At 36.0% G+C, this 12714-nt stretch carries 8 protein-coding genes; 2 read left to right on the forward strand and 6 right to left on the reverse strand.

The window, feature by feature from the left end:
• Nucleotides 1-394: 394 nt before the first annotated feature.
• The 4 genes from glmS to PGC14_RS10260 all read right to left on the reverse strand — a co-directional run bounded on the left by glmS (nucleotide 395) and on the right by PGC14_RS10260 (nucleotide 7660).
• On the reverse strand, nucleotides 395-2230 hold the full coding sequence (gene glmS, locus PGC14_RS10245) for a glutamine--fructose-6-phosphate transaminase (isomerizing) (RefSeq protein ID WP_271628853.1): 1836 nt from the start codon (nucleotides 2228-2230) through the stop codon (nucleotides 395-397).
• 314 nt (nucleotides 2231-2544) lie between these two features.
• Nucleotides 2545-3894, reverse strand: a complete 1350-nt coding sequence (glmM, locus tag PGC14_RS10250; RefSeq protein ID WP_271628854.1) for a phosphoglucosamine mutase — start codon at nucleotides 3892-3894, stop codon at nucleotides 2545-2547.
• Nucleotides 3895-3937: 43 nt separating this feature from the next.
• Nucleotides 3938-5293, reverse strand: a complete 1356-nt coding sequence (locus tag PGC14_RS10255; RefSeq protein ID WP_271628855.1) for a hypothetical protein — start codon at nucleotides 5291-5293, stop codon at nucleotides 3938-3940.
• A 15-nt stretch (nucleotides 5294-5308) separates the two neighbouring features.
• Nucleotides 5309-7660 carry an AAA family ATPase gene (locus tag PGC14_RS10260; RefSeq protein ID WP_271628856.1) on the reverse strand — a complete coding sequence of 784 codons (2352 nt, stop codon included), beginning with the start codon at nucleotides 7658-7660 and terminating at the stop codon, nucleotides 5309-5311.
• Between the two features lie 443 nt (nucleotides 7661-8103).
• Here PGC14_RS10260 and PGC14_RS10265 point away from each other — a divergent pair, with 443 nt between their 5' ends.
• Nucleotides 8104-9336, forward strand: coding sequence for an MFS transporter (locus tag PGC14_RS10265; protein WP_271628857.1), 1233 nt, complete (start codon nucleotides 8104-8106; stop codon nucleotides 9334-9336).
• On the opposite strand, the gene PGC14_RS10270 is transcribed toward PGC14_RS10265, so the two are convergent.
• Entirely contained in the window at nucleotides 9329-10279 is a 951-nt protein-coding gene (locus PGC14_RS10270; protein WP_271628858.1) for an AEC family transporter, read from the reverse strand. The genes PGC14_RS10265 and PGC14_RS10270 overlap by 8 nt on opposite strands.
• Before the next feature lie 490 nt (nucleotides 10280-10769).
• On the opposite strand from PGC14_RS10270, the gene PGC14_RS10275 reads away from it, so the two are divergent.
• Nucleotides 10770-11537 carry a sugar phosphate isomerase/epimerase family protein gene (locus PGC14_RS10275; protein WP_039764988.1) on the forward strand — a complete coding sequence of 256 codons (768 nt, stop codon included), beginning with the start codon at nucleotides 10770-10772 and terminating at the stop codon, nucleotides 11535-11537.
• A 76-nt stretch (nucleotides 11538-11613) separates the two neighbouring features.
• On the opposite strand, the gene PGC14_RS10280 is transcribed toward PGC14_RS10275, so the two are convergent.
• Nucleotides 11614-12714: a Gfo/Idh/MocA family protein gene (locus tag PGC14_RS10280; protein ID WP_039764990.1), complete on the reverse strand. Its 1101-nt coding sequence runs from the start codon at nucleotides 12712-12714 to the stop codon at nucleotides 11614-11616.

Here is a 12714-nt window from a genome sequence, read left to right on the forward strand (position 1 = left end):
TTATCTCCTTTTTCCTTGCCCCTAACTATGTTGATTTAAAAAAAACCCTTTCCATTTCCAATCCCTCCAACCCGCATAAAACCTGCATGGCATTTCCTGGGAGGTAATAAAGTTTTTCCGTGAAACAACAATATTTCTACTAAAAATTCCCAATCATACTCCTATTTTGTGCGAAAAAAGTCTTTCTAAATGGAACAGGGTCAAGGATAAAAGGAAAAAGGGATAAGTGGCGTCGCAGCTGCATTTCTCGACTCCTCACCACTTATCCCTCATCTTCCTCAATACTGCTTGAACCTTAATCCTTTTCCCTTAACACTCACTCAACGGAACCACTTTTTTCGCATGCGGAAAAGATTTAAATGAAATATACACTATTTTGTTGAATTTTTTCAAATCACTCCACAGTCACACTCTTTGCCAAGTTCCTTGGCTTGTCAACATCGCAGCCTCTCTGGACTGCTGTGTAGTATGCAAAAAGCTGCAGTGGCACAACTGTCAAAACTGGTGCTAAAATGTCAAGTGTCCTTGGAATATACAAAACATGGTCTGATACATTTTCTATGTCGGTATTTCCCTCCTGAGCAACAGAAAGTACAACAGCACCACGTGATTTTACCTCTTTTATGTTGCTTACCATCTTTTCAAAAAGCTTTTCCTGTGTTGCCAGCGCAATTACAAATGTTCCGTCTTCAATCAGTGCAATTGTTCCATGTTTTAGCTCACCTGCTGCATATGCTTCTGAGTGAATGTACGAAATCTCTTTGAGTTTTAAAGACCCTTCCATTGCAACTGCAAAGTCCAAGCCTCTTCCCAAATAAAAGATGTCCTTTGCATTGAAATGCTCAGACGCATACTTTTGTATATTTTCCCTGTGTATCAAAACATACTCAACCTTTTCAGGAAGTCGTTTGATCTCATCTCTGATTTTTGCAAAGTCTTCATAAGAAATTGTTCCAAGCTTTGTCGCAAAGTCAAGTGCAATAAGATACAGGCATATTAGCTGTGTTGTGTAAGCTTTTGTTGATGCGACCGCAATCTCTGGCCCTGCCCATGTATAAAGACAGTCATCTACTTCTCTTGCAATTGAGGAGCCAACAACATTGACAATCCCAAGCGTTCTTGAACCTCTTGCCTTTGCCTCTCTCATTGCAACAAGTGTGTCTATTGTCTCACCAGACTGGGAAATCACAATTGTTAATGTATTCTCATCTACGATTGGGTCTCTGTATCTGAACTCACTTGCTATGTCAACCTCAACAGGAATTCTTGTGAGCTTTTCAATGACATGCTTTCCTACAATCCCCGCATGGTATGCTGTACCACATGCAACGATAAATATCTTGTTGAGTTTTTGTAAATCCTCTTTGGTAATCTTAATTCCATCAAGGTTCACTTCAAAACCACTGTCTGGAAGCCTACCTGTCAAGGTATCTCTGATAGCCTTGGGCTGCTCCATTATCTCTTTTATCATGAAATGTTCATAGCCGCCCTTTTCTGCACTTGATACATCCCATGTAACATGAAATACCTCTTTTTTAACTGGCTCTTTTTCGGTATTTACAATCTCTACCTTATCTTTTGTCACAATGGCAATCTCATTTTCTTCAAGAATATAGGTATCTCTTGTGTACTCCAGTATAGCTGGGATATCTGATGCTATGAAGTTTTCACCCTGGCCAAGTCCCACAATTAATGGACTGTCTTTTCTTGCTGCAAGTATCATATCCGGTCTGTCAAGACAAAGAACACCAAGCGCATATGAGCCCTGTATCTTTTCAAGAGTCTTTATAAATGCATCTAAAATGTCACCGTCATAGTAATACTCTATAAGATGAGCAACAACCTCAGTGTCTGTATCTGATGCAAAAGTGTAACCTTTCTTTATGAGAAATTCTTTCAGCTTCAAATAGTTTTCTATGATTCCGTTGTGGACAATTGCAACCTTGCCGTTCTGGCTCACATGCGGATGTGAGTTCTCATCAGACGGCTCACCGTGTGTTGCCCATCTTGTATGACCAATCCCAACAAAACCTTCAATTGGATTCTGATTTAGCTTCTCTTCCAAAATGGTAAGCCTTCCTTTTGTCTTTACTATGTCAATCTTTGATTTATCTATATCGATAACTGCCACACCGGCAGAATCGTATCCCCTGTACTCAAGTCTTTTAAGCCCAGAGAGCAAAATAGGGACACAGTTTTTTGTGCCAACATAGCCAACAATTCCGCACATTTGTTTTTGTCCTCCTTTTGAGCTTTATATTTAATTTCCAAGCTGCTATTTTCTCATAGCCAATACAAGGATATAAGCCTTTTTTCTTTCTGCCTTTGTCCCAGAAGTTGCCTTCCGGGGTTTGTAGCAGAAAGTTGCGAGGGAAAAAGGCAAAACCCCGCTGGGGCACCCGCCGAAAACCTCGATTCTCCCCAGTCCTCGTCAACCTCTGGAAAAAATGCGCAAAGGCAATAGCGCTATAATTTCCAGAGGTCCTGGCGCTTTGAAAAAGCTTTTTGTTAAAAAAAGCTTTTTTTAACTTAGCTTAGAAACTTTTATGAAAGCCTTGACTCAATCAAGCTTGCAAGATTATCTGCATCTTTTTTAATCTCTTCATAATCCTCGCCTTCAATCATTACCCTGATTAAAGGCTCTGTGCCAGATGGTCTTATCAAGACTCTTCCTTTGCCGTTTAGCTTTTCTTCAACCTTCTTGATTGCCTCTAAAATTACAGGGTCTTTTGAATAAAGGTCTTTCTTTCCATTTTCAACCTTAGCGTTTACAAGCACTTGAGGATATACCTTCATGATCTTTCCAAGCTCAGAAAGCTTCTTACCGCTTTCTCTAATAAGCTTTGTCAGCTGAAGGCTGGTTAAAATTCCATCGCCTGTTGTTGCATAGTCTAAAAGTATTATGTGGCCTGACTGCTCGCCGCCAATTGAATATCCGCCTTCAAGCAACTTTTCAAGAACATACCTGTCTCCAACTTTTGTAACTTCCAGGTTGATGCCAAGTTCTTTTGCTGCAACAAAAAGTCCCATGTTGCTCATGACTGTCACAACCAAGGTGTTGCAACTTAGTCTTCCCTGCTGTTTTAGGTTTTGTGCTAAAAGAAGCATTATTTTGTCCCCATCAACAGTATTGCCCTCTTCATCAACAAAAAGCGTCCTGTCTGCATCACCATCATATGCAATGCCAAAGTCAGCTTTGTTTTTAACAACTTCTTGCTGCAACATTTTAAGGTGCGTAGAGCCACACTCTTTGTTGATGTTTGTACCATCTGGCTGATTGTTTATTACCACGACCTCTGCTCCAAGATCTTCAAAAACTTCTGGTGCTATTGCAGAGGCTGCACCATTTGCACAGTCAATGACAATCTTAAGTCCTTTGAAGCTTGCACCATTTAATGTCGATTTTAAGTATTCTTGATAGTCCTTTTTAAGATCAACTCTATTTACCCTGCCTATTGCATCAAATTGAGCGTGTGGAACCTCATTCCATTTTTTGTTTAAAATAATGTCCTCAATTTTTTCTTCAATCTGGTCAGAAAGCTTGAAGCCCTGAGAATTAAAAAACTTAATACCGTTGAATTCATAAGGATTGTGTGATGCGGAGATCATAATCCCTGCATCAAATCCGTGGGATTTTACCAAGTGAGCTATTGCAGGTGTTGTAATAACTCCTGCCAAATACACATCTGCTCCGACAGATGTAAGTCCAGCACAAAGTGCAGCTTCCAGCATATCACATGAGATCCTCGTGTCCTTGCCAATTAAAATTTTGGGCTTTTGCTTGGTTTCAGTGAGCACATACGCTCCAGCCCTTCCCAAGTCAAACGCAAGTTCGCATGTAAGTTCTTTATTTGCAACGCCTCTCACACCATCTGTCCCAAAAAGTCTTCCCATTCTCGTCCCCCTTTCATATGAAAGTGATTTATTACTTTATCTATTATATACCTATGTTCGAAAAATAACAATGTGAACATTTATTTAGTTGGTTCTTTGGGCAAAGAATAACTTTACTGGAGTGTGGAGTATAAATTTTAATCCAGTAGTTTTTTTCAAGAGGTATAAATTCAATGTTATCAACAAAAAGAATACCTTGAAGTTCAACTCTATTTTTCTGATTGTTAAAGAGATATTTACCGTTTTGTTTCACAAAATAGATGTATTCCAATAACTGGCAAAGGCCTTCCACCATGTATTCCCTATCTGTAGTATATTTCACCTCTCCAATTACCAATTTCACCAATTCGCCATTGTCTTTATTGCGAATTTCTATTAGAATATCAGGCCTACCACTCCAAAAACTGTCATCAGAAATATCTCTGTTGCCAAAAATACAAAGAGCCAGTTGTTTAGCCATTTTCCTTGCATTTGTATATCTTTTGAAATACTCATTATCTACATCTTCCACCTCTTCAAACCCCACTTTAAACATAATGTCTTTTAAATTAGAAACATTGTGATAAAGATGATACTCAAATACCTCATCTTCCCACATAGCAATTTTATTATTTTTCCCATCTACAACAAATAACTTTTCATCTGAAGCGTTATCTCGCAAAATTCTAATTATCCAGTAGAGTTCAAACAACGTACTCTCATCAGCCACTTCAATAAAAGTTTTCTCAAATAGATTTTTTATTTCTTCCTCTTCTAAATCAAGCCGCACAACTCTTCTATATTCTCTTAAAAGCTTTGCAGCTTGACTATATAAATTATTTCTGTGCTTTGAAACCATTTCAATCATTCTATCCGTTATCTTTGCATGGTTAAGGTCTATCTTACTTAAGTATGAATTTTTTTCATACAGTTCCTTAACAATTTTATTTATCTCTTTTCCCTTTTCATACCATTCAAATTTGGTAAACCTTTCCATACCAATATCCAGAAATATAGTTTCATACAATACTCTTACGAATTCCTTCAAAACAAGGTTTTCCTTTGTACTATACAGTTTATTTGTCTGATTGCAACACAAGAGTGTTGAATCTTTACAATTTTGGTTAAATCTTCTTATAAGTGTCTTCTGCCAATTTATCTGACCTTTAACTTGAACATGATTTGTTTCTTCACTTAGAATGGTTGAGACTTTTAACTTTCTTAGCATACTTGGAAGATTTAATACAAAATCTCTTACTTCTGATTTTAGTAAAAAATGAATTCTTAATAGGTCTTCTATCCTATGAATATTCAAATTCAATTTGTTTAAAAAAGTAAACAGTGACAATTTGCCGGATTTGAGGTAAATAATCAAATGGTCTTTAATGGCTTCATAAAGTACTTCCTTTGGTGTTTTCATAACTATCACCCATTGTCAAAAGCTAATACCAAAAAAATCACTTACAAAATCTTTTAACTTTTCTTTCTGCTTTGCAAAATCATCGACTTCACTTTGACATAATTCTTCCACAAAGTTTTTTATCTCATTTTCTAAAAGTCCTTCAAACTGTGGTAAAATATACAAAATTACTGCAGAAGTATAATCCCCTTCAATGCTTACATATCTTGCTACATCTTCAATAATTCCTGGCCCAATTTTTCGATATCTATTAGTGATTTCCCAAACCTTTGCTAAACCCTCTTTTAAGTTAATGTTGTTAATACTCCTATCTTCTATTCCCCAAATTTTCAAATACTTGTCTACAAGTTCACCATCAATGTTTTTGGGAATGGTGACAGGAATGAAGGCAAATCTTCTCATGAATGCATAGCTCATCTCATAAAGTGAAGTTTTGTCAAATGTATTCATTGTGCCAATTATTCTAAAATCTCTTGGCAAAATATATTCGTGATCTTTGGGATAGATATCGTCATCACTTTCTTGAGGCCTTATAACTATGTTTTCACCTTCCTTGGTTTTAAAACTCAGAATTACTTTTTGACCTGTTATCACTGAAAAAAGAGCACCAAATGCCTTGTCTATATCTGCTCTGTTAATCTCATCAATTATTAGCCATTTATTGGTGAGTATTTTGCTATTTTTGTCTTTAAAAAGCCTCAAGAATACTCCTTCATCAAAGAACAGACGGCCATCAATGTCAGGTTTATATCCACCAATTGTATCATATGTTGACCAATCTGACATAGCTGTGACCATTTCATACTCAACACCATAACTTTTGCATATTTCTTTTGCCAGTTTTGTTTTACCTGTGCCAGGTGGACCAATCAAGATAATATGTTTACCCAATTTTAGTGCTGTGGAGATTCTTTTGAGTAAAACCTCTTCATCTTCGAAAAATAAATTTTCTATTCTTAGGGTTTTGTCAAAATCGACACTTATTTCAGGCTTCTTTGCTTCTTGAGTGCTAACTTCATTATTTTGCTCCGAATAATTAAGTTCTTTGAATTTATCAAAAACATCAACAAGCTTTTTTTCAACCTTTGAAAAAGAAAAATCTTCTACGTTCGTAATAATTTCAATATCTTCTACTTCTCCCTTTATTCTTTGTTTTAATTCTGAACCAATCCAAAGACCATACTTAACACCTTCTGCGCTCACATCAATAAACAGTTGTGCTGATGTTTTGTGTGTCTCTTTATCCTTAGGATACAAAGCAATCCAACATCTTGAAGATCCAAAATTAGCTGGTCCTTCAAAGTTGCAGATGTATTTGTTTTCTTTGAATTCAAAATCAGAAAAGTGTTCTATTGATTTTATAGCATTGTAAATTTTTCTCAATTCTATATCTACTTTTTCTTTAAATCTATCAAAATAAAAAGGAAACAAAATTCCAAAATCAGACCAGGGTTTTAAGATATTTTTCTCTGATTTGCTTTGAACGTCATTTTTCAGCTCTTCAAAATCTTCAACTGTTATCTTTTTGTTTTCCAAAATCATCTCAGCTATTTTAAATCTTATGAGATTTACTTTTTCATTCTCTGAATATTTGTCCTTTAAGTGTACAATATAATCTTCTGGAAGATTATTAATATAATTAATAAATTTTGTAATATCCCTCTCAAAAGCATGAAGGAGTTTTGCATGACTATACAGATACTTGACAGCTATCTTACACACTAACTGTTTGTAAGATGTGATACAAAAAATAAAATCTTGAGCATCTAACATAGAAGGATTTTTCATATAGTCTTTTTTTACAAAGTAATCTATTAAAATTCCGCATATTGAGTAGTAATTGTAATACTTTTCAGCAACATCTTTTGCAAATTCATCAATTCCGAACGACCTAAGAAAATCTTTAAAAGCATCATCTTTATACAAGGGATACCTGCGCATATCGTACCCTGCTAATAAATATCCAATAAGTGGAGTGCCAAAACTGCTCTTAGGATTGTAATCTTTAGCACTCTCTATAAACCTTTTTATCCTCAGAGTTAAATCCGCAGAGTCTTCATATAAAAAGTTTAAAAGCTCAGCCACTTTAAAAGGTTCTTGCATTGCAAAGTTGAACAAATCAAGCAAGCTTTTCCAATGAACAAAACTTCCACTTGTTGGATTTTGATTTTGAAATTCTTTGATAACTTCCAGGATATTTTCTGCTGTTATTCTTTTGTTCTTTAAATAATCATTGAGTTTTTTCAAAACTGGCTCTTTGTATCTTTCGCCATATTCGTTACTTTCTTTAAACCTTAAATATTCCTCAACAGCTATATCTATATAACTATCTTGAAAAAGCCTTTCTTTCACATCTTCAACCTTCATTTTAGTCTATGCCTCCAAAGCAGGGTTGTTTCTCCTTTATTTACTTTAATGCTATTATAGCACACTCTTTTCACTATTGGTGCTACAAAATCCTCAAATATCTTTTTAATCTTAACTTTTGCCTCAGATCTTGAAACTTTCTTTATACATTTGTCTATCTTCTATATCAAAACTATTCAACATAATAACACAATATTTCCACATATACTGCTATTGAATTCTGCTTAACTTTTTTTTCGAAAAAACTACCTTTGTACACAATATCCAATTAAATTTGTACATATTGACTATTTTCAAAATGCTGATTTGATTGTGATTAGTTCAGATGTTATAATAATTCTAAGAGGTGTTATATTAAAATTTAATATCAAAAGGAGGGTGATACTTTTACCCACAAGAATCAAATATATTCCTCACAACATCTACAAGAAGGTGGAAAATTGATGCAACTTGTTTTAACGTCTGGACCGTTCAGAGCTCTCCGGCACAGAAACTATAGATATTACTGGTTTGGGCAGGCAATATCTGTGATTGGTTCATGGATGCAGAACATGGCAATGCAATGGCTGGCTTTAGAGCTTACAAATTCAGCACTGCTTCTAAGTATTGTCACAGCTATAGAGCAGGTCCCTGTTATGATTCTTTCCCTTTTTGCCGGTGCAATCTTGGACAGAAAGCAGAAAAAAAGAGTAATTCTGATCACTCAAAGCCTTCTTTTATTCTTTGCTTTTGTTTTATTTTTGATTACATACACAGATGTTGTTCAGTACTGGCACTTAGTTGTTTTAGCCCTTATGAGAGGAGTTGTTACAACATTTGATAATCCTGCAAGGCAATCTTACATGATAATTCTCGTTGGAAAAGAGGACTTGCCAAACGCTGTTGGTCTTAACTCTATGATTTTCAACCTTGCAAGAATCATAGGTCCTGCTGTCGCAAGCTTGATAATATCAACAGTTGGAATTGAAATGTGTTTTTTGGCAAACGCTATAAGTTTTGTGCCAGTCATTATAGGCGTATTTCTGATTGACGCCAAAGAGCCTCAAAAAGAGGAAAATGGTAAAAGTGTTTTTGCAGAGGTGATAGAAGGGCTCAAGTATGTATATATGACCAAAGTGCTTCTGAGAGCAATATCGCTTGTTTTAATCATGGGCACATTCATACTCAATTTTAACGTTCTTATCCCTGTGTATGCAAAACTTGCTCTGGGCAGAAATGAAACAGGTTTTGGGCTTTTGATGTCATCGATGGGAATTGGATCACTTATAGGCGCATTTTTGACAGCTACAAGAAGAAAGGAAAAGATTAATCTAAATCTTCTTTTTAAATTCATTCTTTCTGTTTCACTGGTTTACATTCTTCTGGGAATAAACAAAAGCTATAAAGTTGCTTGCGTGCTATTTGTGCTTGTAGGGCTTCTTGCAATAAGCTTTAACACAAGCGCAAACGCTCTTTTGCAGCTTTCATCAAGCGATGACTTCAGAGCAAGGGTACTGAGTATTTACTTTCTTTGCAATGCTGGAACAACACCGATTGGCAATCTATTTACAGGAACAATTTCGCAAAAAATCTCTCCCTGGGCTGGGTTTTATATATCCGGCCTGGTTACTATAGTTTTAACCACAATGGTTCTTATCACCACATTTGAGAGAAAGTCCCTTGAGAAAACTAAATAATCTTAATTAGCACCATCAAAAACGGCATTATTACAACCGAAAACACAGTGGAATATGTAATCATAGCAGTAGCAAATTCATAGTCACCATTATATACCCTTGAAATTATAGCTGAATTTACCATCACAGGCATTGCAGACATTATGATAAATACATCTCGCATGAGTTTAGGAACGGGAATAAAATGTGAAAGAAGCCATGTGATAAAAGGTGTGACAAGAAATCTTCCTGCAAATACTAAAATGCTATCTTTATCTAACCTGAAATTTTTAAATCCCATCTCGTACATTGTTATACCTACACAGAAGATGGAAAGGGGGGTGGTAAGCCCTCCTACCATTTTAAAACTGTCAAATATAAATTTTGGAAGCTTTATCTGCAAAAGTACAAGACCAACTCCTATCAAAAATCCAATCAAAGGCGGGTTAAATATGCGCTTTAGAGTATCTATATTCAAAACCTTTTGATTTTCGGTTTTGTTGTCTCGGATAATCCCATATACACCCAATGTCCACCATATAGTAGTGTTTGCCATGTAATACAGCAGTGTATAAGGTGTTGCGACATCTCCAAAAAGCGCAAGAGACATAGGAAGCCCTACAAATATCGAATTTGAAAGCGAAAATATGGCTGCAAAAAGGCCTCTTCTGTGAGCCTTTACATTTGCAACTTTTGCTATTATAACAGCCACGCTATAAGAAAGCAGGATTGACAAAAACGGAATCAAAAGCCCTTTTGCTGAATGTTCAAGTTCACTTTTTGTAAAGGTGGAAGTAAGGTTTGCTATCATATAAAGCGGCAGTGACACATTTACAACAAGCTTTGCAAAAAGGTCTGATACTTTTGAGTCAAACCATCTGTACTTTGCAAGAAAATACCCGAGCATGAGAACAAATAAAATCACCAGTACTCCCTGAATGGCATTTAAAAATGTATACAACAACATTTTTTGCCCCCTTTAAAACTTCTATTTGCAAAAAAGGACAGTTTTCAAATTATTATACCATCAAAAATTTCATTTGGTAGACAATATTTGATTGTCACCATACTGACAACTGGGGCAACTCATAAGTCTTAAAACGGTGCATGGGCTTTATTGGTCTTGGAAACATCTTTGGGCTTTTAGATTGGAATGATTTTAAAATTGGTAACAAGCCATTTTCGTGTTTTGGCAGACCAGCACCATCCGCCCTGGATGAAGAAAAAGAGCAGCATAAATATTGCAGGGTGTATTAAATTTTTCAGCAGTTGTTTATAACAAAATATCAAGGTTTTGTAATTTTTCCTTCTAAACTACAACATCTTGATAATAAGGTCATCTCCGTTCTTTTGTCTATTCGTGATAACATTTTTTGGGGCTATTAAAGAGTAAAGTTTTGTGCTACAATTAAATAGATCTTACAAATAAAAAAGAAAAGTGGTGTTAAATTCAAATGAAGCAAGAACAAATAGCAGCTCAGCTTTACACACTGCGTGAGTTTTTAAAAACTGAAGAAGATATATATAACACCTTAAAAAAGATTAGCGAAATTGGTTTTAGAGCTGTACAAATCTCAGGCATGGCTAAGATTGATACTTGTAAATTAAAAAATATGCTTGACGAACTTTCATTAACAGTTTGTGCAACACATACCCCTTTTGAAAGGCTGAAAAATGAAATTGAATCTGTAATCGAAGAGCATAAGATATTAGGCTGTTATCATATTGTAATCCCCTCTGCTCCAAACAAATTTAGAAGTTTTGAAGGAGCACTTGAATTTGCAAAAGAGTGCAATGAAATTGGAAAAAAGTTAAAAGAAGAAAATATATCGCTTTCTTATCACAACCACAGTTTTGAGTTTAAAAGATATGACAGTAAAACATGGCTTGAGATTTTAATTGAAAATTCTGACCCAGAAGTATTAATGTTTGAAATCGATACTTACTGGGTTCAGTTTGCTGGAGCAAGTCCTGAAAAGTGGATACGAAAACTAAAAGGTCGAATTCCACTTGTTCATTTAAAAGACATGGGAATGCTTGAAGATTTTAAGCAAGGCATGTTTGAGGTGGGTTTTGGAAATTTAGACTGGGATGGAATAATAGAAGCCTGTATTGATGCAGGTGTTCAGTGGTATATAATTGAGCAGGATATTTGTCAAAGAAGTCCTTTTGAAAGTTTGAGACTCAGCTTAGATTTTTTAACGAAAAATTATGTAAAGTAAAGAAACCTTTCAAACATAGATAAGAACAATCAAGGGGCTTTTAGCACAAATTCTGTGCAAGCCCCTTTTTTCCTATTTAGAATCCTTTACCTTTTATCTTTTCAATCTCCTTTAAGACCTCCTCGTCACTTTCAAGAGGAAGCTTTACAGGTTTCCCTCTCAGGCTTGAGAGGTAAATGGCAAGTATTATTTCAACAGGATGTCTCCCTTCCTCAGCAGGGATAAGTGGTTTTGTCCTGGTTTTTATAGCATTTATTACATCTCTGTACTGTCTTACATGTCCTTCTTCTTTGATGGCAGCAGAAGATGCACCAGCAGGGCCATCTTCCTCTTTTTTGTAGCTCTCCAAATACTCCTTTTCAGACCCATCTTTGAAGTAAAGACTTTTAAGCTGGGTGTTAATAGCTATTGCAGAACCATTTTCACCAAAAATCTCAAGCCTTGTTTCAAAACCTGGATATGCACTTGTTGTTCCAACTATCTCGCCTATCGCCCCATTTTCAAACTTGACCGCTGCAACAGCTCCATCTTCAACCTCAATACGCTTGTGTGCCCGGGTTACACAATATGCATACACCTCTATGACCTTTCCAACAATCCATTGAACCATGTCTATATAGTGTATAGACTGGTTCATAAGTGCACCGCCACCATCTAAGCTCCATGTCCCACGCCAATCTCCGCTGTCATAATATTCCTGAGACCTGTACCATTTAGTATAGCTTGTTGCTAAAACAATGTTTCCAAACTTTCCTTCTGCTGTGAGCCTTTTTAAAAGCTGCATACAATCGCTGTACCTGTGCTGTGAAATTATAGAAATCACCACGTTGTTCCTGTTTTGAGCTTCTATTATTTTGTCAGCTTTAGACAACGTTATATCCATTGGCTTTTCAACAATCACATGTTTTTTTGCGTCTGCTGCCAAGACTGCCATGTCAGCATGCATACCAGAGGGTGTGCAGACAGATACAACATCAATCTCAGGATCAAGAAGCATCTTTTCATAGTCAGTATATATCTTTTTTACACCAAAATCTTGAGCAAGTTTTCTGGCTCTGTCTTCTGCCACATCGCACACAGCAACAAGCTCTGCATCGCTTGAAAGAGCTGAGATAGCAGTCGCATGCGTCTTTGATATAACCCCACAGCCAACAATGCCAAACTTAAGCTTTGACAT

The sequence above is a fragment of the Caldicellulosiruptor sp. DIB 104C genome (assembly GCF_028198085.1).
GTDB classification, from domain to species: Bacteria; Bacillota; Thermoanaerobacteria; order Caldicellulosiruptorales; family Caldicellulosiruptoraceae; genus Caldicellulosiruptor; species Caldicellulosiruptor saccharolyticus.

Coding starts and splice junctions, on each gene's coding strand:
- PGC14_RS10255 (WP_271628855.1), bottom strand. CDS start 5,293: ATGAAAACACCAAAGGAAGTACTTTATGAAGCCATTAAAGACCATTTG.
- glmS (WP_271628853.1), bottom strand. CDS start 2,230: ATGTGCGGAATTGTTGGCTATGTTGGCACAAAAAACTGTGTCCCTATT.
- PGC14_RS10260 (WP_271628856.1), bottom strand. CDS start 7,660: ATGAAGGTTGAAGATGTGAAAGAAAGGCTTTTTCAAGATAGTTATATA.
- PGC14_RS10275 (WP_039764988.1), top strand. CDS start 10,770: ATGAAGCAAGAACAAATAGCAGCTCAGCTTTACACACTGCGTGAGTTT.
- PGC14_RS10280 (WP_039764990.1), bottom strand. CDS start 12,714: ATGTCAAAGCTTAAGTTTGGCATTGTTGGCTGTGGGGTTATATCAAAG.
- glmM (WP_271628854.1), bottom strand. CDS start 3,894: ATGGGAAGACTTTTTGGGACAGATGGTGTGAGAGGCGTTGCAAATAAA.
- PGC14_RS10265 (WP_271628857.1), top strand. CDS start 8,104: ATGCAACTTGTTTTAACGTCTGGACCGTTCAGAGCTCTCCGGCACAGA.